The organism is Escherichia sp. 10290 (genome assembly GCF_030295155.1).
Taxonomy (GTDB): domain Bacteria; phylum Pseudomonadota; class Gammaproteobacteria; order Enterobacterales; family Enterobacteriaceae; genus Escherichia; species Escherichia coli_F.
In genome coordinates, this window is record NZ_AP025741.1 from 3,570,337 (window position 1) to 3,596,745 (window position 26,409).

Annotated in this window: 17 protein-coding genes and 3 pseudogenes; 7 read left to right on the plus strand and 13 right to left on the minus strand. The window is 49.2% G+C overall.

All coding sequences use genetic code 11. The annotated features are described in order from the left end of the window. Window positions 1-52: 52 nt before the first annotated feature. Window positions 53-838, minus strand: a complete 786-nt coding sequence (locus tag QUE74_RS18140; RefSeq protein WP_000021331.1) for an SDR family oxidoreductase — start codon at window positions 836-838, stop codon at window positions 53-55. A 318-nt stretch (window positions 839-1,156) separates the two neighbouring features. Here QUE74_RS18140 and QUE74_RS18145 point away from each other — a divergent pair, with 318 nt between their 5' ends. Then, window positions 1,157-2,434: an MFS transporter gene (locus QUE74_RS18145; RefSeq protein ID WP_001164551.1), complete on the plus strand. Its 1,278-nt coding sequence runs from the start codon at window positions 1,157-1,159 to the stop codon at window positions 2,432-2,434. A 26-nt stretch (window positions 2,435-2,460) separates the two neighbouring features. Continuing rightward, entirely contained in the window at window positions 2,461-3,939 is a 1,479-nt protein-coding gene (locus QUE74_RS18150; RefSeq protein WP_286331676.1) for an FGGY-family carbohydrate kinase, read from the plus strand. A 1,187-nt stretch (window positions 3,940-5,126) separates the two neighbouring features. On the opposite strand, the gene queE is transcribed toward QUE74_RS18150, so the two are convergent. Next, window positions 5,127-5,798 carry a 7-carboxy-7-deazaguanine synthase QueE gene (gene queE, locus QUE74_RS18155; RefSeq protein ID WP_001199973.1) on the minus strand — a complete coding sequence of 224 codons (672 nt, stop codon included), beginning with the start codon at window positions 5,796-5,798 and terminating at the stop codon, window positions 5,127-5,129. 172 nt (window positions 5,799-5,970) lie between these two features. On the opposite strand from queE, the gene QUE74_RS18160 reads away from it, so the two are divergent. The 4 genes and pseudogenes from QUE74_RS18160 (at window position 5,971) to QUE74_RS18175 (ending at window position 9,535) form a co-directional block, all read left to right on the plus strand. After that, window positions 5,971-6,573, plus strand: coding sequence for a LemA family protein (locus QUE74_RS18160; protein WP_000944225.1), 603 nt, complete (start codon window positions 5,971-5,973; stop codon window positions 6,571-6,573). A gap of 13 nt (window positions 6,574-6,586) precedes the next feature. After that, window positions 6,587-7,258 (plus strand): annotated as a pseudogene (locus tag QUE74_RS18165) (TPM domain-containing protein); the annotation flags it as partial. 251 nt (window positions 7,259-7,509) lie between these two features. After that, window positions 7,510-8,657, plus strand: a pseudogene (locus QUE74_RS18170) (TPM domain-containing protein). 5 nt (window positions 8,658-8,662) lie between these two features. Further along, window positions 8,663-9,535 (plus strand): annotated as a pseudogene (locus tag QUE74_RS18175) (TPM domain-containing protein). A gap of 59 nt (window positions 9,536-9,594) precedes the next feature. On the opposite strand, the gene eno reads toward QUE74_RS18175, so the two are convergent. The 5 genes from eno to rlmD form a co-directional block, all read right to left on the minus strand. Further along, complete coding sequence (gene eno, locus QUE74_RS18180; protein WP_000036723.1) at window positions 9,595-10,893, minus strand: phosphopyruvate hydratase; 1,299 nt, start codon at window positions 10,891-10,893, stop codon at window positions 9,595-9,597. 87 nt (window positions 10,894-10,980) lie between these two features. Then, window positions 10,981-12,618 (minus strand): glutamine hydrolyzing CTP synthase, encoded by a 1,638-nt coding sequence (gene pyrG / locus QUE74_RS18185; RefSeq protein ID WP_000210878.1) that lies wholly within the window; start codon window positions 12,616-12,618, stop codon window positions 10,981-10,983. A 227-nt stretch (window positions 12,619-12,845) separates the two neighbouring features. Continuing rightward, window positions 12,846-13,637 (minus strand): nucleoside triphosphate pyrophosphohydrolase, encoded by a 792-nt coding sequence (gene mazG, locus QUE74_RS18190; RefSeq protein WP_001071636.1) that lies wholly within the window; start codon window positions 13,635-13,637, stop codon window positions 12,846-12,848. A 95-nt stretch (window positions 13,638-13,732) separates the two neighbouring features. Next, entirely contained in the window at window positions 13,733-15,967 is a 2,235-nt protein-coding gene (gene relA / locus QUE74_RS18195) for a GTP diphosphokinase (RefSeq protein ID WP_000226814.1), read from the minus strand. A 47-nt stretch (window positions 15,968-16,014) separates the two neighbouring features. Beyond that, window positions 16,015-17,316 (minus strand): 23S rRNA (uracil(1939)-C(5))-methyltransferase RlmD, encoded by a 1,302-nt coding sequence (gene rlmD / locus QUE74_RS18200; protein WP_000046783.1) that lies wholly within the window; start codon window positions 17,314-17,316, stop codon window positions 16,015-16,017. 56 nt (window positions 17,317-17,372) lie between these two features. On the opposite strand from rlmD, the gene barA reads away from it, so the two are divergent. Beyond that, the gene (gene barA / locus QUE74_RS18205; RefSeq protein WP_000186438.1) at window positions 17,373-20,129 is read left to right on the plus strand and encodes a two-component sensor histidine kinase BarA; all 2,757 of its coding nucleotides are present in this window, start codon (window positions 17,373-17,375) and stop codon (window positions 20,127-20,129) included. Window positions 20,130-20,186: 57 nt separating this feature from the next. Here the strand turns inward: barA and gudD are convergent, their stop codons facing one another. From gudD to QUE74_RS18235, 6 genes are all read right to left on the minus strand, one after another. After that, window positions 20,187-21,527 carry a glucarate dehydratase gene (gene gudD, locus QUE74_RS18210; RefSeq protein WP_000098228.1) on the minus strand — a complete coding sequence of 447 codons (1,341 nt, stop codon included), beginning with the start codon at window positions 21,525-21,527 and terminating at the stop codon, window positions 20,187-20,189. Between the two features lie 20 nt (window positions 21,528-21,547). Next, the gene (locus QUE74_RS18215; protein ID WP_000211748.1) at window positions 21,548-22,888 is read right to left on the minus strand and encodes an enolase C-terminal domain-like protein; all 1,341 of its coding nucleotides are present in this window, start codon (window positions 22,886-22,888) and stop codon (window positions 21,548-21,550) included. A 1-nt stretch (window position 22,889) separates the two neighbouring features. Beyond that, the gene (gene gudP, locus QUE74_RS18220) at window positions 22,890-24,242 is read right to left on the minus strand and encodes a galactarate/glucarate/glycerate transporter GudP (protein ID WP_000097090.1); all 1,353 of its coding nucleotides are present in this window, start codon (window positions 24,240-24,242) and stop codon (window positions 22,890-22,892) included. A gap of 434 nt (window positions 24,243-24,676) precedes the next feature. Then, the gene (locus tag QUE74_RS18225; protein WP_000807746.1) at window positions 24,677-25,126 is read right to left on the minus strand and encodes a flavodoxin; all 450 of its coding nucleotides are present in this window, start codon (window positions 25,124-25,126) and stop codon (window positions 24,677-24,679) included. 17 nt (window positions 25,127-25,143) lie between these two features. After that, a complete protein-coding gene (truC, locus tag QUE74_RS18230) occupies window positions 25,144-25,926 on the minus strand; it encodes a tRNA pseudouridine(65) synthase TruC (RefSeq protein WP_000889771.1) in 783 nt (260 codons plus the stop codon). Further along, window positions 25,926-26,255 carry a YqcC family protein gene (locus tag QUE74_RS18235; RefSeq protein WP_000206991.1) on the minus strand — a complete coding sequence of 110 codons (330 nt, stop codon included), beginning with the start codon at window positions 26,253-26,255 and terminating at the stop codon, window positions 25,926-25,928. Before QUE74_RS18235 ends, truC begins: the two co-directional genes overlap by 1 nt. Window positions 26,256-26,409: the final 154 nt, after the last annotated feature.

The following is a 26,409-nucleotide window of genomic DNA, read 5'->3' on the forward strand; positions in this document are numbered from 1 at the left end:
AATAAAAATGGAATAGTCATTAATAAAAGAAATCAGAAACCACCGTTATGGATTAGCGCACTAAATAACCGCCATCAACCACTAATAAATGCCCGTTGACATAATTCGATGCCGGACTTGCGAGAAATATGGCTGCGCCCATTAAATCCTGAGTATCGCCCCAACGGTTTGCTGGAATATGATCAAGAACGCGCTGATTGGTTTCTGGATTACTGCGTGTCGCCAGGGTGATATCGGTAGCGTAATATCCTGGGGCAATACCATTTACCTGAATATTATATTGACCTAATTCATCGCAATAGGCTTTGGTAAATCCGGCAAGGGCGTGTTTAGTGGCAGAATAAGCAGGTGACCATTGACCACCTAAGTAAGAAAACAGTGAACAGATATTAATGATTTTACCGCTTTTCTGCGGGATCATAATTTTTGCCGCTTCGTAGCTTAACTCGAATGCGGCGGTCAGGTTCACGTCAATCATCGGGTCCCAGTCGGCACGACCGAAATCCAGCACCTTATTCAGCTTACATATACCGGCATTGTTAACCAGAATATCGACGGTGCCGAAACGTTCACAACAGGCGGTAATTATCTTCTGCGGCGCGCCTTCTGCGGTGATATCCACCTGCATGAAGTCCACCTCAACACCCTGTTTTTCAATCATTTCCTTTGTTTCGCCATTATCTTTAACGAAACTTGGAATAAAGATATTTGCGCCTGCTTTTGCCAGCGCCATGGCAAATGCCTGGCCTAAACCGCTATTCCCGCCGGTAACAATTGCGGTTTTACCTTTCAGGGAGAAAAAATCCATTGAGAACGCATTGAGAGATTCGATTGACATAGTTAGCTCCAATTTCCGTAAGGCAAAAAAAAAGAAAGGTAACTTCCCCCGCGAGAGGGAAGTTACCTTTCTCATTATCTCTGGTAACTGGAGATAATTTTTATCATAAGGGAATAAGTGCTAATGTGATCGTAATCACAGTGTGATATTCGAATTGTCAAATAATTTTAAAAAGCAGAAGCGTGATTACTCTCACACAACACCACTGCTTTCCATGTTATTTCTTACTGCAATTACTAGAGACCTGAGAAAAGTAATCCACCTGAAAGGGCGGCTTACTTTTCTCTTTTTTTTGTCTATTACAAATGGGAATACGATATGCAACACAACTCATATCGCCGTTGGATAACCCTCGCGATAATTAGTTTTAGCGGCGGCGTTAGTTTCGACCTGGCTTATTTACGTTATATTTATCAAATTCCCATGGCGAAATTTATGGGATTCAGCAATACCGAGATAGGTTTAATAATGAGTACCTTTGGTATTGCGGCTATTATTCTTTATGCCCCCAGCGGCGTTATTGCCGATAAATTTTCACACCGCAAAATGATTACTTCCGCGATGATCATTACCGGATTGCTGGGTCTGTTAATGGCAACGTATCCACCGCTGTGGGTAATGCTCTGTATTCAGGTCGCCTTTGCGATAACGACGATTTTAATGCTGTGGTCGGTGTCGATTAAAGCCGCATCGTTGCTTGGCGATCATAGCGAGCAGGGGAAAATTATGGGCTGGATGGAAGGGCTGCGCGGCGTCGGTGTAATGTCGCTGGCGGTGTTTACCATGTGGGTCTTTTCTCGCTTTGCACCGGATGACAGCGCCAGCCTGAAAACGGTCATTATCATCTATAGTGTGGTCTACATTTTATTGGGGATTCTGTGCTGGTTTTTTGTTAGCGATAACAACAACCTGCGCAATGCCAATAACGAAGAAAAACAGTCATTCCAGCTTAGCGACATCCTTGCCGTTTTGCGCATCAGCACCACATGGTACTGCAGCATGGTGATTTTTGGCGTCTTCACCATCTACGCCATTCTGAGTTACTCCACCAACTATCTGACCGAAATGTACGGCATGTCGCTGGTGGCGGCGAGCTACATGGGGATTGTGATCAACAAAATCTTCCGCGCACTGTGCGGCCCACTTGGTGGCATTATCACCACCTACAGCAAAGTGAAATCCCCTACCCGCGTGATCCAAATCCTTTCCGTACTCGGCCTGCTGGCGTTAACTGCCCTGCTCATCACGAACTCTAACCCGCAATCGGTCGCGATGGGGATTGGTCTGATTTTACTTCTGGGATTCACCTGTTACGCCTCACGCGGGCTGTACTGGGCCTGCCCTGGCGAAGCGAGAACACCGTCTTACATTATGGGCACCACGGTAGGTATTTGTTCGGTGATTGGATTTCTGCCGGATGTCTTCGTTTACCCAATTATCGGCCACTGGCAAGACACCCTGCCCGCGGCAGAAGCCTACCGCAATATGTGGCTGATGGGCATGGCGGCGCTTGCCATGGTGATCGTCTTTACCTTTTTGCTGTTCCAAAAAATTCGTACTGCTGATAGCGCCCCCGCAATGGCTAGCAACAAGTAAGTCCAGAAAATTACAGGAGAAAAATCATGTCGAAAAAATACATCATAGGGATTGATGGCGGAAGTCAGAGCACAAAAGTGGTGATGTACGATCTGGAAGGTAATGTGGTATGCGAAGGCAAAGGCTTATTGCAGCCGATGCGCACGCCAGATGCCGATACCGCAGAACATCCTGATGACGATTTATGGGCATCATTATGTTTTGCCGGTCACGATTTGATGAGCCAGTTTGCCGGGAATAAAGAAGATATTGTCGGCATTGGTCTGGGATCTATCCGTTGCTGCCGTGAGTTATTGAAAGCCGATGGCACGCCAGCTGCGCCGTTGATTAGCTGGCAGGATGCACGCGTAACACGTCCCTACGAGCACACCAATCCTGATGTGGCATATGTCACCTCTTTTTCAGGTTATCTGACACACCGTTTAACCGGCGAGTTTAAAGACAATATCGCCAACTATTTTGGTCAGTGGCCGGTGGATTATAAGACCTGGGCATGGAGCGAAGATACCGCGGTAATGGAGAAGTTTAATATTCCCCGACAGATGCTTTTTGATGTGCAAATGCCGGGCACTGTTCTTGGGCATATCACACCACAAGCCGCGCTGGCGACACATTTCCCGGCTGGGCTGCCGGTTGTTTGTACCACCAGTGATAAACCGGTAGAAGCACTGGGAGCCGGGTTACTGGATGATGAAACTGCGGTAATTTCTCTTGGTACCTACATCGCGCTGATGATGAACGGCAAAGCACTGCCGAAAGATCCGGTAGCGTACTGGCCGATTATGTCTTCTATTCCGCAAACCTTGCTGTATGAAGGTTACGGTATTCGCAAAGGCATGTGGACGGTGAGCTGGCTACGCGACATGTTAGGCGAGTCGTTAATTCAGGATGCCAGGGCGCAGGATCTTTCACCGGAAGATTTGCTCAACAAAAAAGCTTGTTGTGTGCCGCCTGGCTGTAATGGTCTGATGACGGTGCTGGACTGGCTGACCAACCCGTGGGAACCCTACAAACGCGGGATTATGATCGGCTTTGATTCCAGCATGGATTACGCATGGATTTATCGTTCGATACTGGAAAGCGTGGCGCTGACGCTGAAGAACAATTACGACAATATGTGTCATGAAATGAATCACTTTGCGAAACATGTGATCATTACTGGCGGTGGTTCGAACAGCGATCTGTTTATGCAGATTTTTGCCGACGTGTTCAACCTTCCGGCACGCCGTAACGCCATTAATGGTTGCGCAAGTCTGGGGGCCGCGATTAATACAGCGGTAGGTCTGGGGCTATACCCGGATTACGCAACGGCTGTCGACAAAATGGTTCGCGTGAAAGATATCTTTATGCCGATTGAGAGCAATGCCAAACGCTACGACGCGATGAATAAAGGCATTTTCAAAGACCTAACCAAACACACTGATGTGATCCTGAAAAAATCGTATGAAGTGATGCATGGTGAGTTGGGGAATGCAGATTCGATCCAGAGCTGGTCGAATGCGTAAGTGAGGAAGACCGGGCGGGAAACTGCCCGGCCTGAACATACCTGAATGGTTATCCCCGCTGGCGCGGGGAACATAAGTTCGACAACTTAAAAAATGATAACAAGTCCGGTTTATCCCCGCTGATGCAGGGAACATAATAAAAACTTTAACTAGTTCGGTTTATCCCTGTTTTTACAAGGAATATTAACTACACTCGATGTCTTTAGAATAAAAGACAATACGAATCGCACTTTATCAATTTTCACTTAAAGTATGAACTGGATATCTTTATTCATAAGAACTATTCATCAACAGCGTATAGAGGCGGTTATGTAAAACCACTCATTAGCCTCAAAACAAAGACAAACTTCCAGATTTATTACTTAATCAATGAATAACAAGCTTAAAAAATACACTGTTATTCTAAAGAAAAAATTAACAGGCATTAATTAATATTAAAAAAATAATATATTAAAATTTCTTAACGGTTTAAGGATTATACATATAACACTTTGATTAAATTTGATTTTTTGTATCGATAATTGTGAACTTATCTGGCATGGGGAACTATTTTGAACATGAGGTGTTATGTGGATATGTTGCTTATTACAAGTACAGCTAATATAAAAACTTGAGAAAGAGATAACGGGTTATATGGTGGTTTATCCCCGCTGGCGCGGGGAACACATCATATTTATGAAATTCGCTATTTGCTGAATCGGTTTATCCCCGCTGGCGCGGGGAACTCCACACCGTCGCCGGTGCGCGATAACACGTAAACGGTTTATCCCCGCTGACGTGGGGAACTCAACTCCTCTTCGGACCTAATAACTTCGTATAGCGGTTTATCCCCGCTGACGTGGGGAACTCTCTAAACATAACCTATTATTAATTAATGATTTTTTAAGCCAGTCACAATCTACCAACTTTACAGGATCACACAAACAACACATCCATTATGTTAAAGAACACTTAATCCATTGATTAAAAAAGTAAATATTTAAAATAACTCTATACCCACTAAAATCTACCAAACTTCACTGCAATAATTTTCACTCCAACGAAAAATTAACGCCAGAGAATTTGTAGAGAATGATAATGATTAGTCCAGAATGGGCAAAATGGAGTTTTTTCAGAGGCGACAAAGAATATAAATGAGTGGAAGTCTTTACAGGTTCCACCCATTTATAACGCTTATAAATGTTTAATCAGGCAATATTTAAATATTTATGTGTTTGCATCGATAAACGCCAGTTACGCGCAATACAGGTTTCAATGCACAAACGTGTGGCATCGTCCTTCTGGCTAATTGGCTGCAGTGCAATGACTCGTGGTTTATCATCGGTCAGCGTTGCCAGTAGTTCATCCAGTGCTTCAATATCACGTACGCGTCCCACTGGATGCTTGATTTCGTTGGCTCGCTCCAGTGCCTGTGACAACACTTCATAGCCGCCGCGCATGTTCAGCTTTGGCGATACGGTAACCCAGGTATTCGGCGTGCAGCGTACTTCATGAGTACCGCTGGTTTCGATCTGGCAGCTAAAACCGTTCTTTTCGAGCAGGTCAGTCAGTGGCAGCAAATCATGAATGCAAGGCTCACCACCCGTAATCACCACATGCCGCGCGGTGTATCCCTGACGACCAATGACAGCCAGCAAATCTTCACTGCTCGCCGCCCCCCACTTATCACTCTCTTTGGTCTTCGCCAGAATGCTGAAAAGGGAGACTTCCCGATCCTCAAGCTTTTCCCAGGTGTGTTTGGTGTCGCACCAGGCACAGCCGACCGGGCATCCCTGTAAACGAATAAAAATGGCGGGGACGCCGGTAAAGTAACCCTCACCTTGCAGGGTCTGGAACATCTCGTTAATCGGGTACTGCATAGCATTCTCTGTGAAGTGGATAATTGTTAATTATTGCAGATCCTGCCACAACAATCATGTCTTATTAACATTCTGTTACAGGCAGGTTTAAGGCAAAAAGTGGATTAGATCATAAAGAATAAAATGAAGTGGCGTATTATGTTTTAAGGAATTAATTAAAAGGAATTTAACCATGCTCAGAATATTCATCGTAATTATATTTATTTTCAATTTATCAGGCTGTGGATATAACGATATTCAAACCTATGATGAGCAGGTTAACGCTTCCTGGTCTGAGGTATTAAATCAATATCAACGTCGCGCCGATCTTATTCCTAATCTTGTCGCTAGTATTAAAGGTTATTCCAGCCATGAACAAGAGGTACTGGAAGCCGTAACATTGGCACGTAGTCAGGCTAATCGCGCCAGTAGCGATCTTCAGCAAACTCCGGGGGATGAACAAAAATTACAAGTCTGGCAACAGGCCCAGGCGCAGGTGTCTCGCACTCTCGGTCAGTTAACGATAATTAGTGAACGTTACCCTGAGCTAAAGGCCCAGGAACTCTATCAAAATTTGATGGTACAGCTCGAAGGAAGTGAAAATCGAATTGCCGTTGCGCGAGGAAGATATATTAAAGCCATCGAACAATATAATGTCACTATCCGCAAATTCCCCGCAGTGTTAACCGCAAAAGTCATGGATTACACACCGAAGAAAAATTATTTACCGGATGATGTCGCCGCTGTGAGTAAAACCCCAACAATAGATTTTAGCCAGAATGCTAATGCTCATTAAGCGAGGAAGTCCTGTGCGAAATTTTATCTTCCTTATGGCTTTCTTTTGTTCATCTGTGTTTGCCATACAAATTCCAGTGCCTGAATCACCCAGGTATGTGAATGACTTAACCGGCAAATTGACGAACGATGAAGTAAATACGTTGACCAATCAGATTAAAGAGCTGACGCAAAAAAGCCACGCACAACTGGTCGTGTTAGTGGTTGAAACCACAGGCGATGAAACCATCGAGCAGTACGCAACGCGGGTATTCGATAGCTGGAAACCCGGAGATAAAGACCGCGATGATGGCGTTCTACTGTTAGTCGCCTGGCAGGATCATACCGTGCGTATTGAAATCGGTTACGGACTGGAAGGCGTTATTACGGATGCGCAGTCCGGGAAAATTATTCGCAACAGTATTATTCCGGCATTTAAAAATGGCGACCTTGCTGGCGGCTTGCAAAAGGGAATAAGCGATATTGATAATCGTCTGACGGGGAATAATTTAGAAGCGATAACACCGACCGATCACCCTTTGCCCTTTAGCGGTTGGTGGGCTTTGTTAGTCTGGGCAATAGTACTGACCTTTATTTCCGCCAGAGGATATGTCAAAACGCTGGGACTAATTTGCTTCACAGCTATTGTACTGGCCTTTGTTTTACCTATAGCAGGTTTCAGCGGAAGCTGGGGAGTACTCGCAACATTACTCTGCTTCGCCACACCGTTCCTGGCTGTCGCCATCGCTTTTACCCCCTTCGGCAAAAAGGTTCGGGATTCGATGCGCAGTGCCAACCGACCGTCACATTACGAAAGAAGTAACTCGGCCTCCAGGCGTTCTTCATCATCGTCGTCATCTTCCTCTTCATCCTCTTTTGACAATGATAATTTCAGCGGCGGCGGCGGTTCATCTGGCGGCGGTGGCGCCTCCGGGCGCTGGTAACAAAAGGAATTGAAATGCGTATTTTTCTCTTACTTCTGATGCTATGTGGTTTCCAGGCATTCGCTGAACAATTGCCTTCAGTAACTGACTTAACCGGGACATTAACGACAGAAGAACAAACTGCTTTAACTCAACAATTACAGACTCTCGAGCAGCAAAACCACTTTCAGGTTGCCGTGTTGGTAACGCTGACCACTGGGGGTAAAGACATTAAACTTGCAGCCTCGCAAAGCTACGGGTTATATCACTGGAAACCTGTTGGAGAGAAGCGGTACGGCGAAGGTATCTTAATTCTCGTCGTTTGGCCGGAAGGGCTGGCGTCAATGAAGATTGGGCATGGACTGGAAGAGATGCTGCCACCGGAACAAGCTGCGCAAATTGTTCATTACCATATGCAACCGGAATTCAAAAAAATAATCTCTTCTCCGGGTTAACGCAGGGAATTGAAGGCATCGCACAGTTTACCTATATAAAAGCGAATCTTAGCCCTTTGGATGCTTTAGCCAATCATCTGTTTGCTAATCCGCAACGCTCGCTGCCATGTCTTGCCTGGACATTACTGATGATCGTTGCCATCGTTGTCCTCTGGCGATTTACCAGCCGTCCCGGGCCTGGCATATGGATGATATCGATGATTACTCCTATGGTCTGGTTTTTCTCCTTTCAGGACGATGTCATCATTCGGCGGGTATCGGTCGTTTGTTTTAGTTTATTTTTCGCAGCAATCTGCTGGCAGCGTCTCGCGGTAGTTTTTAATATATGCCGCACATTTCCTATGATGCTGGCCCCCCAAAATAAAAACGCTAAAGTGAAAAAACAAAAGAAGGCTCCGCAGGTTCGTGAATCAGGACGAAATTCATTGTTTGTCGTGCTGCTGATAATTGTTGTGGGATGGTGCCTGGTATTCGCCAGTAATAAAGATATTGCGTTCATCTCAACAATTATTGGGCTAATTGATCATTTTATCGGCCCAATAACCATTGCTGGCATCGTTCTGCTGATCATTGTGGCCAAATTTACTGGCAATCTTAAACTGGGATCAGGGCATAAAAGCAACAAGAAAACGGGGAATCGTAATGCTCATTCTCGTTCTTCGTCGAAAAACTCTTTCCGCGGTGGCGGCGGTTCTTCTGGCGGTGGCGGTTCATCCGACCGTTGGTGATCGTTATGCGTATAATCCTTTTTCTACTCACTTTATGGTGCCTTCCTGTGCTTGCCCAGCAAATTGCTGTGCCGGAGCTGCGCCAACAGGTGACCGATATTACTGGTACCTTAAGCACGTCTGAACAACAATCACTGACACAACAGCTGCAGGATATTACACAAAAAACACGGGCACAGGTCGCTGTATTAATAGTGCCATCCACCGGAGGCGATTCTATTGAACAATATGCTACAAGGGTTTTTGACAATTGGCGTTTAGGAGATGCCAAACGTAATGATGGGATACTGATCGTTGTTGCCTGGTCGGATCGAACTGTCCGCATTCAGGTAGGTTATGGGCTGGAAGAAAAGGTAACCGATGCTCTGGCTGGCAATATCATCCGTAACATCATGATACCCGCCTTTAAAAAACAAAAATTAGCTAAGGGATGAGAGTTAGCTATAATCGCTTTGAATAACCAACTCACTTCACAACACCAATATTCGTCTAATCCTTCAGAAAGTGAATCAGCGTCTTCCAGTGATCATTACTACTTTGCTATTTTTTGGGTATTTGCAGTGATGTTCTTCCCTTTCTGGTTTTTTCATCAAGGCAATAATTTTTGTCGGGCATTTAAAAGCAGTGTTTGTATTTCAACAGTCTATCTTATAGATTTATTCCTGTTCTCCGATCAAACTTTTTCCATTGCTGTATTTTCCTTCTTTTTTACTTTCACCATCATTATGGTCTTTACCTGGTTATGTGTCCCACAGAAAAAAGCATCAGGTAGAAGTTATCATTCAGACAGCGGCGGTTCTGGTGGCGGCTCAAGTGGTGGCGGATTTAGCGGAGGTGACGGTTCTTCTGGCGGTGGCGGTGCTTCCGGTCGCTGGTAACTCAACCATAAAAAATGCCAGCCCGAAGGCTGGCATTTTTAAATCAGATAAAGTCAGGCTTATGCCTGGCCTTTGATCTCTTTACGACCGTTGTACGGTGCTTTTTCGCCCAGAGCTTCTTCGATACGAATCAGCTGGTTGTATTTAGCAACACGGTCAGAACGGCTCATGGAACCCGTTTTGATCTGGCCTGCAGCAGTACCAACAGCCAGGTCAGCGATGGTAGCGTCTTCAGTTTCGCCAGAACGGTGAGAGATTACAGCAGTGTAGCCAGCGTCTTTCGCCATCTTGATTGCAGCCAGAGTTTCGGTCAGAGAACCGATCTGGTTGAATTTGATCAGGATGGAGTTAGCGATGCCTTTTTCGATACCTTCTTTCAGGATCTTGGTGTTGGTTACGAACAGGTCGTCACCAACCAGCTGGATTTTATCGCCCAGAACTTTGGTCTGGTATGCGAAACCGTCCCAGTCAGATTCGTCCAGACCGTCTTCGATAGAAACGATCGGGTACTGTTTGGTCAGTTCTTCCAGGAAGTGAGTGAATTCTTCAGAGGTGAACGCTTTGTTGCCTTCGCCAGCCAGAACGTATTTACCGTCTTTGTAGAATTCAGAAGCTGCGCAGTCCATCGCCAGAGTGATGTCTTTGCCCAGTTCATAACCAGCAGCTTTAACAGCTTCAGCGATAACAGCCAGAGCTTCAGCGTTGGAACCCAGGTTCGGCGCATAGCCACCTTCGTCACCAACAGCAGTGTTCATGCCTTTCGCTTTCAGAACTTTTGCCAGGTGATGGAAAACTTCAGAACCCATGCGGATGGCTTCTTTCACAGTTTTCGCGCCAACCGGCTGAATCATGAATTCCTGGATATCAACGTTGTTGTCAGCGTGCTCACCACCGTTGATGATGTTCATCATCGGAACCGGCATAGAGTATTTGCCCGGAGTACCGTTCAGTTCAGCGATGTGCTCGTACAGCGGCATGCCTTTAGCGGCAGCAGCAGCTTTGGCGTTAGCCAGAGATACAGCCAGGATTGCGTTCGCGCCGAATTTGGATTTGTTTTCGGTGCCGTCCAGGTCGATCATGATCTTGTCAATGCCAGCCTGATCTTTGGCATCTTTGCCAATCAGCGCCTGAGCGATCGGGCCGTTAACTGCAGCAACAGCTTTAGTTACGCCTTTGCCCAGGAAACGGGATTTGTCGCCATCGCGCAGTTCCAGAGCTTCACGGGAACCAGTAGAAGCACCTGACGGAGCAGCTGCCATACCGACGAAACCACCCTCCAGATGTACTTCGGCTTCAACAGTCGGGTTACCACGGGAGTCGATGATTTCACGACCGATGATTTTTACGATTTTGGACATTAGGTTTTCCTCAAGTCACTAGTTAAACTGAAACTCCAGACAAACAACGCGTACCCTGGGTACGCGTTGCCGTTCTAACTTTTTTACTTACTTCGCCTGACGTTTCTGGAACTCACTGGCGGCTTTCACAAAGCCTGCAAACAGCGGGTGGCCATCACGTGGAGTAGAAGTAAACTCCGGATGGAACTGACAAGCCACGAACCACGGGTGATTCGGAACTTCGATGATCTCGACCAACTGATCATCCCCGGAACGGCCCGCAACGCGCAGACCTGCATCTTCAATCTGTTTCAACAGCATGTTGTTGACTTCGTAACGGTGACGATGACGCTCAACAATTGTCGGCGCATTGTACAGCTGGCGAACCAGGCTATCGTCAACCAACTGGCACTGCTGTGCGCCGAGACGCATGGTACCGCCGAGATCGCTCTTCTCGCTACGAACTTCAACGTTGCCGTTTTCATCGCGCCACTCGGTAATCAGCGCCACAACCGGGTACTTACAGTCTGGCACAAATTCCGTAGAGTTGGCGTTCTCCATGTTGGCAACATGGCGAGCGTAATCAATTAACGCCACCTGCATACCCAAGCAAATGCCCAGATAAGGAATATTGTTCTCACGCGCAAAACGCGCGGTCGTAATCATGCCTTCTACGCCACGATAGCCGAAACCGCCAGGTACGAGGATTGCGTCCAGACCTTTAAGGATTTCAACGCCGCGCGTTTCAACATCTTGTGAATCGATCAGTTTGATGTTGACGCTGACACGATTCTTCAGCCCACCGTGTTTCAGTGCTTCGATCACGGATTTGTAAGCGTCCGGCAGTTCAATGTACTTGCCGACCATACCAATGGTGACTTCACTTACCGGATTCGCTTCTTCGAAGATAACCTGTTCCCATTCGGACAGATTCGCTTCCGGGCAGTTTAAGCTGAATCGTTTACAAATATAATCGTCCAGCCCCTGCGATTTCAACAGGCCCGGAATTTTATAGATGGAATCGACGTCTTTCAGAGAAATAACCGCTTTTTCCGGAACATTACAGAACAATGCAATCTTCGCACGTTCGTTCGCCGGAACAGCGCGATCTGAACGACAAATCAGGATGTCAGGCTGGATACCGATGGAGAGCAGTTCTTTTACAGAGTGCTGAGTCGGTTTGGTTTTGACTTCACCAGACGCTGCCATGTACGGCACCAGCGTCAGGTGCATAAACAGGGTGTGCTCACGGCCAATTTCAACAGCCATCTGGCGAATCGCTTCGAGGAACGGCAGGGACTCGATATCACCTACAGTACCGCCGATTTCTACCAGTACCACGTCATGACCTTCACCGCCTTCCAGCACGCGCTCTTTGATAGCGTTAGTGATGTGCGGAATAACCTGTACGGTTGCGCCGAGGTAATCACCGCGGCGTTCTTTACGCAGAACGTCAGAGTAGATACGACCCGTGGTGAAGTTGTTGCGGCGGCTCATTTTGGTACGAATGAAACGCTCGTAATGCCCCAGGTCCAGGTCGGTTTCAGCGCCGTCTTCAGTAACGAACACTTCCCCGTGTTGGATTGGGCTCATAGTACCTGGATCGACGTTGATGTACGGATCCAGTTTCATGATGGTCACATTGAGGCCACGGGCTTCAAGAATGGCTGCGAGGGAGGCTGCGGCAATGCCTTTACCCAGAGAGGATACGACCCCGCCGGTCACAAAAATATAGTTCGTTGTCATGCTGAACCTGAGAAGTTAGGTTGAAAAGACGATGGAATAACCAGGACGGGAAAGCAGTATACCCGAACATGACCTGTGCCACAAACTTTCATTATCCCTCCTCTTCGCCAGCTCACCATTGAAATCAGGAGTGAGAAAATAGCCCCTTTGGGGTAAATGTTTTTGACGCAAATCAAGCGCTTGTCATTTAAAAAATGACACAAATCGCGCTTGACCACGTAATTCCCTTAGAGATCAATTTCCTGCCGTTTTACCTGTTGCCAGACTTCTTCCATTGTTTCGAGGTCTACACCTGTCATTTCCAGTCCACGCGCGGCAACAATACGCTCCACTTCGCGAAAACGGCGCTCGAATTTTTCATTGGCTTTTTGTAGTGCAATCTCTGCTTTTGTCCCTAAATGGCGGGCCATGTTGACCGTGGCAAACAGCAGGTCACCCATTTCATCCTCCAGTTTAGCCTGGTCGACAACAGCCTGCCGCGCCTCGTACATCACCTCGTCGATCTCTTCGTAGACTTTATCGACTACCGGACCAAGCGTCGTCCAATCGAAGCCAACGTTGGCGCAACGTTTCTGGATTTTTTGCGCACGCATTAAAGCCGGTAAACTACGAGGAATATCGTCCAGCGCCGAATGCTGCGCTTTCTGCGCGCGCTCTTCGGTTTTGATTTGCTCCCAACGGGCAAGCACTTCACGACTGTTTTCGGCAGAACTGTCAGCAAAAACATGCGGATGGCGACGCTCTAATTTATCGCTAATCGCAGCGCAAATATCATTAAAGTCAAAGCGCCCTTCTTCCTGGGCCATTTGTGCGTAAAACACCACCTGGAACAGCAGATCGCCGAGTTCACCGCGCAGATCGTCAAAATCTTCACGGGCAATGGCGTCCAGCACCTCGTAGGTTTCTTCAAGGGTGTAAGGTGCAATGGTGGCAAATGTCTGCTCTTTATCCCACGGGCAGCCGTTTTCCGGGTCGCGCAGGCGCTGCATAATAGTGAGCAAACGGTCGATTTGATTCATTAGAATGTCCTGAAAATTGCGGGTCTGTCAGGTGTAATACCTTCGAGTAAAAGATACCGCTGGATACGGCTGATGCCATATCCAGCTATGCATGATTAATTCCCATGCAGTCGACGCGCGTCGATAACATCCGGCACCTGGTTGAGTTTACCCAGCACGCGGCCCAGCACTTGCAGGTTGTAAATCTCAATAGTCATGTCGATGGTTGCCAGTTGCTGTTTGGTGTCGCTACGGCTGGCAACGCCAAGCACGTTCACCTTCTCGTTGGCGAGAATGGTCGTGATATCACGTAACAACCCACTACGATCATTAGCCACCACGCGGACCACCAGCGAATATCCGGCGGAGTAACTCTCGCCCCATACCGCGTCAACAATGCGTTCTGGCGCATGGGAGCGCAGTTCCGCCAGTTGTTCGCAATCGGCGCGGTGTACTGAAATACCGCGCCCCTGGGTAATGAAACCGACAATCTCATCTCCAGGAATCGGCTGACAGCAGCGCGCGATGTGGTGCATCAGGTTGCCGACACCTTCTACCACCACACGACCGTTATCTTTACTGCGGTTTTGCGGCGTATAGCTTTTTTGCTGAAGTTGCTTCAGCGCGGCGGCATCCTGCTCTTCGGCACTCGGCTTATTAAATTGCGATTGCAGGAAGTTCACCATCTGATTGAGACGGATATCCCCGCCACCAATCGCTGCTAACAACTCGTCGACATCATTGAAGTTGTAACGCGGCAGCAGATGTTTTTCTGCTTCTTTCAGGCTGATCCCCAGATGTTCCAGCTCGTCGTCAAGGATTTGCCGCCCTGCCAGAATATTTTTGTCACGATCCTGTTTACGGAACCAGGCGTGAATTTTCGAACGCCCACGGCTGGTTGTGACGTAACCGAGGTTTGGGTTTAACCAGTCACGGCTGGGGTTCGGCTGTTTCTGGGTGATAATTTCAATCTGGTCGCCCATCTGCAACTGGTAGGTGAACGGCACAATGCGCCCGCCAATTTTTGCCCCGATGCAGCGGTGTCCGACATCACTGTGGATGTGGTAAGCGAAGTCCAGCGGCGTTGATCCCGCAGGCAAATCAACGACATCGCCTTTCGGCGTAAAGACATACACCCGGTCGTCAAAAACCTGGCTGCGTACTTCGTCGAGCATTTCGCCGGAATCAGCCATCTCTTCCTGCCACGCAATCAGTTTACGCAGCCAGGCAATTCGGTCTTCATGTCCCGAACGTGCGCCGCCAGCTGCCGCGCCTTCTTTATATTTCCAGTGCGCAGCAACACCCAACTCTGCATCTTCATGCATCTGTTTGGTGCGGATTTGGATCTCAACGGTTTTGCCACCCGGCCCCAGAACCACGGTATGAATAGACTGATAACCGTTTGGTTTCGGGTTAGCAACGTAATCGTCAAACTCATCCGGCAGGTGGCGATAGTGAGTGTGCACTATCCCCAGTGCGGCATAACAATCCTGTAAACGCTCGGCGACAATACGTACCGCACGCACATCAAACAGCTCATCGAAGGCGAGGTTCTTTTTCTGCATTTTGCGCCAGATACTGTAGATGTGTTTCGGACGACCATACACTTCAGCTTTAACGCCTTCAGCTTTCATCTCAGCGCGCAGATGACCGACAAACTCTTCGATATAGTGTTCGCGGTCGAGACGGCGTTCATGCAGCAGTTTTGCGATGCGTTTGTATTCGGTCGGGTGGAGATAACGGAAGCAGTAATCTTCCAGCTCCCATTTCAGTTGCCCAATCCCAAGACGGTTCGCCAACGGCGCGTAGATATTGGTGCACTCTTTTGCCGCCAGTACGCGTTCATCTTCCGGCGCGTCTTTCACTTCTCGCAGATGAGCAATACGCTCTGCCAGTTTGATAACCACACAGCGGAAATCATCGACCATCGCCAATAACATCCGGCGAACGTTATCGACCTGTTCGGAGGAAACAGAATCGGTATGCGTCGCTTTCAGCTGGCGGATCGCCGCCATATCACGCACGCCGTGAATAAGGTTAACGACCGACTTACCGACGCTCTCACGCAGCACATCTTCGCTAACTACGTTGGCATCCGCCAGAGGGAACAGCAGCGCCGCCCGCAGCGTGTCAATGTCCATACTTAATGTCGAGAGGATCTCCACCATCTCAACACCACGCCACAATAACAGACTGGCATCCGGATGCCCCTGCGTCTGTTGCAGACAATACGCCCAGGTTTCGGCTAAGCACTCACACGACTTCTGGCTGGTAATACCCAGACTTGCGATCCATTTTTCCGGATCAAATTCACCAGCCTTATTGATATGTGCACTTCTTACCGCAACCATCGTCCTCTCCTTTAGGGACCAGACCTGCCGAAATCGGCAAATCGTAACTATTTAACGCGCGAGAAAAGTACCATCGATTCCAGATGTCCCGTGTGTGGGAACATATCCAGCATCGCCAGTCGCGCAATGGTATATCCTGCTTTTAATAACGCTTCGCTATCCCGAGCCAGCGTTGCAGGATTACAGGATACATAAACTATACGAATAGGTTCCAGTTTTATAATTTGCTGCATAACACCTGCGGCACCTGCTCGCGCCGGGTCCAGCAACACTTTATCGAAGCCGTTTTTCGCCCACGGCTGCTTTGTGACATCTTCTTCAAGATTTTCGTGATAAAACGTCACATTGTGTAAGCCATTAAGACGCGCATTCTGCTGGCCTTTTTCAACCAGCGCCGGAACGCCTTCTACACCCACCACACTGGCAGCTTGTGTCGCCAATGGCAGTGTAAAGTTGCCCATACCGCAGAACAGATCCAGTACGCGATCTTCAGGTTGTACATCCAGCCATTCCAACGCACGCGCTACCATTTTTTGGTTCACACCCGCATTGACCTGAATAAAATCGCGCGGGCTAAAAGTTAAGCGCAACCCGTTTGACTCATACCAGGGCATCTCACCAGAGACGGTTTCGAGTATCTCACTATCGGGGGCGAGATACAGATCCAGGCCTTCAGAATGCGAAAAGCGTTCCAGTTTTTCGCGATCTGCCGAACTTAGCGATGCGGTATGGCGCAAAATCATCAGCGTGCCGCTGGTTGCCTGTACCAGTTCAACATGACCAAGATGGCGCATAGCTTGTAAGCTGCCCAGGCATGCCCTGACTTTGGGCAGCAATGCTTCAAGTTGGGGCACTAAAATGGGGCATTGTTTAACGTCGACAATGTCACTGGAGCCCGCTTTGCGAAACCCCATCTGAAGTTGCTGTGTTTTCGGTAAGTAGTTCAAACTTAAACGCGCGCGACGGCGATAGCCCCAGGGAACATCGGCGATCACTTCAGAGACTTCGTGTTTCATTAATCGGGCGAGTGCCGCACTTTTGCTTCGCTGCTGTAAATCCTCGCTGGCGTGTTGTTGCTGACAGCCACCGCATACGCCAAAATGAGGGCAGCGTGGCGTTTCGCGTTCCGGGCTATCGCTTAACCGGCGTACGACTTTAGCGCGGGCGTACTGTTTTTTATCTTCAGTAACAGTAACTTCCGCGTTTTCCTGTGGCAATAATCCAGGAATAAATAACGCTTTGCCGTTATGTCGTGCCACGCCCTGACCAAAAGAGTCGAGGTCGTTGACTGAAACAGTTATGATCTGACGCGTCGTCGTGCGTCGTTTTGCAGAGTAGAATTGCGCCATTGGCGAGACTTTCTCAATTTAACAGTGTGACCTTAATTGTCCCATAACGGAACTCCATGACCAACTACAGCCTGCGCGCACGCATGATGATTCTGATCCTGGCACCGACCGTCCTTATTGGTTTATTGCTGAGTATCTTTTTCGTTGTGCATCGCTATAACGACTTGCAGCGTCAACTGGAAGATGCCGGAGCCAGCATTATTGAGCCGCTTGCAGTTTCTACTGAATATGGCATGAGCCTGCAAAATCGCGAATCTATCGGTCAGTTAATAAGCGTACTGCATCGTCGCCATTCCGATATTGTTCGCGCGATTTCGGTTTATGATGAAAATAACCGACTCTTTGTCACCTCCAATTTTCATCTTGATCCCTCATCAATGCAGCTCGGCAGCAACGTGCCGTTTCCTCGCCAGCTCACTGTCACTCGTGACGGCGATATTATGATCCTCCGCACGCCGATTATTTCTGAGAGTTACTCCCCCGACGAATCGCCCAGTAGCGATGCCAAAAATAGTCAAAATATGTTGGGATATATTGCGCTTGAGCTGGATCTTAAATCGGTTCGCTTGCAGCAATATAAAGAGATCTTTATTTCCAGCGTGATGATGCTGTTTTGTATCGGTATTGCGCTTATTTTTGGCTGGCGCTTAATGCGCGATGTAACCGGTCCGATTCGCAACATGGTGAATACCGTCGACCGCATCCGTCGCGGGCAACTCGACAGCCGGGTGGAAGGATTTATGCTCGGCGAGCTGGATATGCTGAAAAACGGTATCAACTCGATGGCAATGTCGCTGGCAGCTTATCACGAAGAGATGCAGCACAATATCGACCAGGCGACGTCCGATCTACGTGAAACGCTGGAGCAGATGGAAATTCAGAACGTTGAGTTGGATCTGGCGAAAAAGCGCGCCCAGGAAGCGGCGCGTATTAAATCCGAGTTTCTGGCAAATATGTCACACGAGCTGCGTACACCACTGAATGGTGTTATTGGCTTTACCCGCCTGACGCTGAAAACAGAATTAACGCCAACGCAGCGCGATCACCTGAATACGATTGAACGTTCGGCAAATAATTTGCTGGCAATTATTAATGATGTTCTCGACTTCTCGAAACTGGAAGCAGGTAAGCTGATTCTGGAAAGTATTCCATTCCCACTACGCAGCACGCTGGATGAAGTCGTTACCCTGCTGGCACATTCTTCTCACGATAAAGGGCTGGAACTGACGCTCAATATTAAGAGCGACGTGCCCGATAACGTAATTGGCGACCCACTGCGATTACAGCAAATCATCACTAACCTGGTAGGGAATGCAATTAAATTCACCGAGAATGGCAACATTGATATTCTGGTAGAAAAACGTGCGCTGAGTAATACCAAAGTGCAGATTGAAGTGCAGATTCGGGATACCGGCATTGGTATTCCTGAACGCGATCAATCGCGCTTATTCCAGGCCTTCCGACAGGCTGATGCCAGTATTTCCCGCCGTCATGGTGGCACCGGGCTGGGGCTGGTGATTACACAAAAACTGGTTAATGAAATGGGCGGCGATATTTCGTTCCATAGCCAGCCGAATCGCGGTTCAACTTTCTGGTTCCACATTAATCTCGATCTGAATCCGAACATTATTATCGAAGGGCCATCCACCCAGTGCCTCGCCGGCAAGCGCCTGGCCTATGTCGAACCAAACTCCGCAGCAGCGCAATGCACGCTGGATATTTTAAGTGAAACGCCGCTGGAAGTGGTTTATAGCCCAACGTTCTCCGCGCTGCCTCCCGCGCATTACGACATGATGTTATTAGGCATTGCGGTGACCTTCCGCGAGCCGCTAACAATGCAACATGAGCGATTAGCGAAAGCGGTATCGATGACCGATTTTCTGATGCTGGCACTTCCTTGCCATGCACAAGTCAATGCTGAAAAACTTAAGCAAGATGGTATCGGCGCGTGTCTGCTGAAACCATTAACACCTACGCGCCTGTTCCCTGCCCTGACGGAATTTTGTCATCACAAACAAAACACGCTTTTGCCTGTAACCGATGAAAGTAAGCTGGCAATGACAGTCATGGCGGTTGATGACAACCCCGCTAACCTGAAACTTATCGGCGCATTGCTGGAAGATATGGTGCAACATGTAGAGCTTTGCGATAGCGGGCATCAGGCCGTTGAACGGGCGAAACAGATGCCGTTCGATCTGATCTTAATGGATATTCAAATGCCGGACATGGACGGAATTCGGGCCTGCGAACTCATCCACCAGCTCCCACATCAGCAACAAACGCCGGTTATCGCGGTAACGGCGCATGCAATGGCCGGGCAAAAAGAGAAGCTGCTTGGCGCAGGGATGAGCGATTATCTGGCGAAACCGATTGAAGAAGAACGATTGCATAATTTGCTGTTGCGCTACAAGCCTGGCAGCGGTATTTCCTCTCGCGTCGTGACCCCCGAAGTCAATGAAATTGTGGTGAACCCGAATGCGACCCTCGACTGGCAACTGGCACTACGCCAGGCAGCAGGAAAAACCGATTTAGCGCGCGATATGCTGCAAATGTTACTCGATTTCCTGCCTGAAGTTCGCAACAAAGTTGAGGAACAGCTGGTTGGAGAAAACCCGGAAGGCCTGGTTGATTTGATTCATAAACTGCATGGCAGTTGCGGCTATAGCGGTGTGCCGCGTATGAAGAATCTCTGCCAACTGATTGAACAACAGCTACGCAGCGGTACTAAAGAAGAAGATTTGGAGCCAGAGCTTCTGGAACTGCTGGACGAGATGGATAATGTGGCGCGCGAAGCCAGCAAAATTCTTGGGTAATAAATATGTTATCCAGTAAAAACCGGCTCCTGACAGAGCCGGTTTTGGTTTTCTGTCTTAACGCACCATGCACGGACGCTTGTTATCGAACGTCCAGCCAGGAATCAGATACTGCATTCCCATTGCATCGTCACGCGCGCCAAGCCCGTGTTTCTGATACAGCTCGTGGGCTTTCATCACCTGATCCATATCGATTTCTACGCCCAATCCTGGTTTTTGCGGCACCTGTACCAGCCCGCCTTTGATCTCAAACGGTTCTTTGGTCAGACGCTGATTGCCTTCCTGCCAGATCCAGTGCGTATCAATAGCAGTAATTTTACCCGGTGCAGCAGCGGCTACATGGGTAAACATCGCCAGGGAAATATCGAAGTGGTTGTTAGAGTGTGAACCCCAGGTCAGGCCAAACTCATGGCACATTTGCGCCACACGTACCGAACCTTGCATCGTCCAGAAATGCGGATCCGCCAGCGGGATATCAACGGATTGTAACGAGAGCGTATGGCCCATCTGCCGCCAGTCGGTGGCGATCATATTGGTTGCGGTCGGCAGGCCAGTTGCGCGACGGAACTCTGCCATCACTTCACGCCCGGAGAAACCTTGCTCCGCACCACACGGATCTTCTGCATAAGCCAGCGAACCTTTCAGGTATTTACCGATTTTAATCGCTTCGTTCAGCGACCAGGCACCGTTAGGATCGAGGGTAATACGCGCCTGCGGGAAGCGTTGCGCCAGTGCTACAATAGATTCGGCCTCTTCTTCTCCGGCCAGTACACCGCCCTTCAGTTTGAAATCGTTGAAGCCATATTTTTCATATGCTGCTTCCGCCAGGCGCACTACCGCATCCGGCGTCATCGCTTCTTCATGACGCAGGCGATACCAGTCGCATGAGTCATCCGGCTGGCTTTGATACGGCAGTGGTGTGGCTTTGCGATTACCGACGAAGAACAGATAACCGAGCATTTCGACTTCGCTACGCTGTTGACCATCGCCCAGCAGGGATGCCACGTTAACCCCCAGATGCTGCCCCAGCAGATCCAGCATTGCCGCTTCTATCCCGGTAACTACATGAATAGTGGTACGCAAATCAAATGTCTGCAAACCGCGCCCACCAGCATCACGATCGGCAAAAGTATTACGCACCAGCGTCAGAACGTTTTTGTATTCACCCAGCGTTTTACCCATCACCAGCGGAATCGCATCTTCCAGCGTTTTACGGATTTTCTCGCCGCCGGGAATTTCCCCTACGCCAGTGTGACCAGAATTATCTTTGATAATCACAATATTACGCGTGAAGAACGGTGCGTGTGCACCACTCAGATTCATCAGCATACTGTCATGGCCCGCCACCGGGATGACCTGCATTTCAGTAACAACAGGCGTCGTAAATTGAGAACTCATCTTTATGTCCTTTTTCAAAATCAATGACGGCCGAAAACGGGACGTTTACGGTCAAAGGTCCAGCCGGGGATCAGGTACTGCATCGGGCCTGCGTCGTTACGCGCACCGCCAGGCAGACGTTTATAGGCCTCATGTGCCTTTTGTACCTGTTCCCAGTCCAGTTCCACGCCCAGACCGGGCGCATCAGGAACGGCAATTTTTCCGTTTTTAATCTCCAGCGGATTTTGGGTCAGGCGACAATCGCCCTCCTGCCAAATCCAGTGGGTATCGATAGCGGTAGGATTACCCGGTGCCGCCGCGCCCACATGGGTAAACATCGCCAGAGAGATATCGAAATGGTTGTTGGAATGGCAGCCCCAGGTCAGCCCCCAGTCGTCGCAAAGCTGCGCCACGCGAACTGCACCGGAAAGCGTCCAGAAGTGCGGATCGGCAAGTGGAATATCTACCGCATTGAGCATCACCGCATGGCCCATTTCGCGCCAGTTGGTGGCGATCATATTAGTCGCGACGGGCAAGCCGGTCGCCCGCCGAAACTCCGCCATCACTTCACGTCCGGAGAAGCCCTGTTCTGCTCCGCATGGATCTTCGGCATAGGTAAGAACATCATTCAGCCCTTTGCACAGAGAAATGGCTTCATCAAGCAGCCATGCACCGTTGGGATCAACGGTAATTCGCGCATCCGGGAAGCGTTTCTTCAATGCACGAACAGTGTCGATTTCTTGCTCGCCAGGTAACACGCCGCCCTTAAGTTTGAAATCTTTAAAGCCATAGCGATCCTGTGAAGCTTCCGCCAGACGCACAACGGCTTCGCTGTTCATCGCTTTCTGATGCCGCAATTGATACCACTCATGGTTGCCCAGCGTATTTTCCAGATAAGGAAGATCGGTTTTGGTCCGATCACCGATATAAAACAGATAACCGAGGACGGTAATAGCATCGCGTTGCTTGCCTGGCCCTAACAGTTCGCAGACCGGAACATTCAGCGCCTTACCTAGCAGGTCTAGCAAGGCGGCTTCCAGCGCCGCCACGGCATTAACGCGCAATTCAAAAGTCCAGGCACCTTTGCCGAAGGTATCAAAATCGGCTGCCTGATTACCTTTATGCACCTGCTGAACCACTTTATTCAGGCGCGCAACTTCCTGGCCCAACACCATCGGAATAGCATCGACCAGTGTTTGATAAATCACCTCTCCGCCCGGCGCTTCACCAATACCGGTATGCCCGGCGTTATCGGTGAGTACCACAATATTGCGGGTGAAATATGCGTTATGTGCACCACCAATATTAAGCAACATGCTGTCGTGCCCGGCGACCGGAATAACCTTCATATCAGTAATAACAGGACTGGATTGTGTCGTCATCTTATTGCCCCGCAACAGGTTTCAGCTCGATACGCTTGATATCGCCCACCAGCACCAGGTAGCTCAGTACCGCGATTAAGGCATGAACACCAACATAAATCAGCGCCCCATTAAACGAGCCAGTCGTGCCAACGATATAACCAATTGCGATTGGCGTGACGATGCCAGAAATGTTACCGAACATGTTGAACAGGCCACCGGAAAGACCGCTGATCTCTTTTGGCGCGGTATCTGCCATTACTGCCCAACCCAGCGCCCCGATGCCCTTACCGAAGAAGGCCAGCGCCATAAAGCCGATGATCATCCACTCAACGTTGACGTAGTTGCAGAACACCATCACCATCGACAGCAACATGCCCATTACGATCGGTGTTTTACGCGCAATGTTCAGCGAACCTGTGCGGCGCATCAGCCAGTCTGAAATAATCCCCCCCAACACGCCGCCGATAAAACCGCAAACCGCCGGTACGGAAGCCACAAAGCCCGCTTTCAGAATCGACATCCCGCGTGCCTGCACCAGATAAACCGGAAACCAGGTAATGAAGAAGTAAGTCAGGGCGTTGATACAGTACTGACCGATATAAACGCCGATCATCATCCGTGACCCGAGCAGCTGTTTGATCTGCCCCCACTTCACGCTGAACGACACTTTAACTTTGGTATTTTGCTGATCCATATTGATCAGCGCACCACCCGCGGCGATGTACTCCAGCTCTTTCTGATTTACGCCCGGATGTTGATTTGGCTCGTGGATGACTTTCAACCAGATAAAGCTGATGACAATGCCCAGACCGCCCATAAAGAAGAAGACGTGTGACCAGCCCACTTCATGAGTCAGCCAGCCCATAATCGGCGCGAAGATAACCGTTGCGAAGTATTGGGCGGAGTTAAAAATCGACACCGCCGTTCCCCTTTCCTGCGCCGGAAACCAGGCCGCAACAATGCGGCTGTTGCCAGGGAAAGATGGCGCTTCAGCAAGCCCGACCAGGAAGCGCAGCGTAAACAGGGCAACGATAATGCCGAATCCACTAAAGATATCGACGAAGCCTTGCAGCAAGGTAAACATCGACCAGATAAAGATCGACCAGAAGTAGACGCGTTTTGAACCAAAACGGTCCAGCAACCAGCCACCAGGGATCTGCCCGATAACATAAGCCCATGAGAAAGCAGAGAACACATAGCCCATTCCCACAGGATCAAGGCCGATATCTTTGGCCATTTCCGAACCGGCGATAGAGAGCGTAGCGCGGTCGCCGTAGTTGAAGGATGTGACGATAAACAACATCACCACTATCCAGTAACGAGCATTCGTGCGTTTTTCCACACTGCTCGCAGCCTGACTTAAAGAACTCATTGTTGCACTCCTGAAAATTCGCGTTAGCCACGCTCACTCTGGACTGCGACATCGCCAGGAAATCAGAGGTGACGTAGGGTATTTTTTGCCGTTTTTATAGGTCGTTCGCCGAATACGGCGCGTGTTTATATCTGGCAATAACAGTATAAAAAGCGCGCCATAGCGGCTCACCGTGCAACAACACAACATTAATGCGTTCAATGAGGCCCGATTTTGGCATTAGCCCTGGACGGTGGAATCCACTTCACGGAAATGAAAACAAGAATAAGAAAGGAAGGGTTAAAACGAAGAAATAAAGAAGAGTATGAAATGGATCGCTTGACTCCAGGCAAACGCCAGTAAAAATCCGCGCTATGAAGCAGTTTTTACTGGCATTTGCCTGAAAAGATTCGATTCAGCACCGCTAAAACGGCATTTACCGCTCGCTGAACGTATCAGGACAACAGCGTGCCCCAATGTTCGACCCACGGATTTGATTCCGTTTCCGGTTCCGGGTTCTCACTGGCGTCAATCAACAGCATTTCCCCTATCCGCTGCGCACTCTGTTCCTGCAACAAGGCATCGAACTGTTTGCCGCCATTGCAGAAATTCACATAACTACTGTCGCCGAGCGCAATCACGCCATAACGCAGATTCGGCTGGAAGCCCAGGCTATCTTTGATTCCCTGAAAAAGTGGCACAATGCTATCAGGAAGGTCGCCCTGCCCGGTCGTGGACGTAACCACCAGAACGAACTTATCCTGATAGGGCAGCCAGTCACTTAATTCAGGATCTTCAAATACCGTTGCTTTGTGGCCCTGCGCGGTCAGAATTGCTTCCGCTTCTTCCGCCACTAACAGTGAATTTCCGTACATGGTGCCCACAAAAATACCAATTTCCGCCATACCGTTTTCTCCCTGGATTAGGAACTTATCTCTCCATCCTGACCCGATGGCGCGCTGAACTCAACCCTTTCATTTTCAGGAAGCAGACCACGCCAGCCAAATTGTGATAACGCCTGCATCCAGGTGTCGTCCAGGCCCGCGTGAATAGTCAGCGGCTCGCCAGTAAATGGATGTGTCAATGACAACTGACTGGCATGCAGCATTAACCGCTGAAGGCCAAAATGTTCAGCACCGCTACGATTCTGACGTAAATCACCATGTTTGCTGTCGCCAATAATCGGATGGCGCAAGTGGGCAAGATGGCGACGGAGCTGATGCTTGCGTCCTGTTTTCGGCTCCAGTTCCACCAGACCGTAGCGCGTAGTCGGGTAACGTCCGGTCGCTACAGGCATTTCTACGGTCGCCAGACCGCGATAATGTGTCACCGCTGGCTGTGGACCTTTATCTTCGCGGGCGAATTTATCAGCGATTTTGTCCAGTTCTTCCACCAGCGGATAATCCAGCACAGCCTCTTCCATCAGCCAGCCGCGCACAATCGCATGGTAACGTTTCTGGATTTGGTGCTGTTCAAACTGTTGTGCCAGCAGCCGTCCGGCCTCGCTGGATAGTCCCATCAGCAATACGCCGGACGTCGGTCGATCCAGCCGATGCGCGGTAAATACATGCTGACCAATCTGGTCACGCACGGTTTGCATAACCACCACTTTCTCGTCGCGATCCAGCCAGCTGCGGTGAACCAGCCAGCCGGAGGGTTTATTTACCGCAACCAGCCATTCATCCTGGTAGATTATTTCCAGCATCAGCTCGCATCATCCGCAAAAAGAGCATCCAGTTTTTCCAGCTCAGCCAGAATAAGCGCGCGTTGCGGGTGGTCCGTCGCCAGCGCCATTTCATAATAGGGTGCAACGGCAAAAGCGCCCGGTAACGGCTGGTTGTTATCTAACAAATCGTGCATTCGCGGGATCAGCACCCACTGCAACCACTCCAGTGGTTCCATGGTGTCCATAAAGAACGGTTGGGTACTGTTAAATTGATGCGGCTGGGGTTCATCGTTTCGCCAGTGCTGATGTTCACGCAGTAACGCTTCAAGCGCCTGCAACTGGAGACGAACGCGGTCATGAGTGGTCATAAAGCAACCTCAATAAGAAAAACTGCCGCGAAGGATAGCAGGAATAAAAAAAGGGAGCACTGTATTCACAGTGCTCCCGGTTCGTTTCGCAGCATTCCAGCTACTTTTGTTGCTCCCTGCTCATCCTTGACAACTTTTCCTCTGGCCTTGCGGC

Bases quoted from the DNA above. Each gene is read 5' to 3' on its own strand.
- QUE74_RS18160 (WP_000944225.1), top strand. From the start codon at position 5,971: ATGCTCAGAATATTCATCGTAATTATATTTATTTTCAATTTATCAGGC.
- QUE74_RS18235 (WP_000206991.1), bottom strand. From the start codon at position 26,255: ATGACCACTCATGACCGCGTTCGTCTCCAGTTGCAGGCGCTTGAAGCG.
- rlmD (WP_000046783.1), bottom strand. From the start codon at position 17,316: ATGGCGCAATTCTACTCTGCAAAACGACGCACGACGACGCGTCAGATC.
- QUE74_RS18140 (WP_000021331.1), bottom strand. From the start codon at position 838: ATGTCAATCGAATCTCTCAATGCGTTCTCAATGGATTTTTTCTCCCTG.
- gudD (WP_000098228.1), bottom strand. From the start codon at position 21,527: ATGAGTTCTCAATTTACGACGCCTGTTGTTACTGAAATGCAGGTCATC.
- eno (WP_000036723.1), bottom strand. From the start codon at position 10,893: ATGTCCAAAATCGTAAAAATCATCGGTCGTGAAATCATCGACTCCCGT.
- truC (WP_000889771.1), bottom strand. From the start codon at position 25,926: ATGCTGGAAATAATCTACCAGGATGAATGGCTGGTTGCGGTAAATAAA.
- QUE74_RS18145 (WP_001164551.1), top strand. From the start codon at position 1,157: ATGCAACACAACTCATATCGCCGTTGGATAACCCTCGCGATAATTAGT.
- queE (WP_001199973.1), bottom strand. From the start codon at position 5,798: ATGCAGTACCCGATTAACGAGATGTTCCAGACCCTGCAAGGTGAGGGT.
- mazG (WP_001071636.1), bottom strand. From the start codon at position 13,637: ATGAATCAAATCGACCGTTTGCTCACTATTATGCAGCGCCTGCGCGAC.
- pyrG (WP_000210878.1), bottom strand. From the start codon at position 12,618: ATGACAACGAACTATATTTTTGTGACCGGCGGGGTCGTATCCTCTCTG.
- relA (WP_000226814.1), bottom strand. From the start codon at position 15,967: ATGGTTGCGGTAAGAAGTGCACATATCAATAAGGCTGGTGAATTTGAT.
- gudP (WP_000097090.1), bottom strand. From the start codon at position 24,242: ATGAGTTCTTTAAGTCAGGCTGCGAGCAGTGTGGAAAAACGCACGAAT.
- QUE74_RS18225 (WP_000807746.1), bottom strand. From the start codon at position 25,126: ATGGCGGAAATTGGTATTTTTGTGGGCACCATGTACGGAAATTCACTG.
- QUE74_RS18150 (WP_286331676.1), top strand. From the start codon at position 2,461: ATGTCGAAAAAATACATCATAGGGATTGATGGCGGAAGTCAGAGCACA.
- QUE74_RS18215 (WP_000211748.1), bottom strand. From the start codon at position 22,888: ATGACGACACAATCCAGTCCTGTTATTACTGATATGAAGGTTATTCCG.
- barA (WP_000186438.1), top strand. From the start codon at position 17,373: ATGACCAACTACAGCCTGCGCGCACGCATGATGATTCTGATCCTGGCA.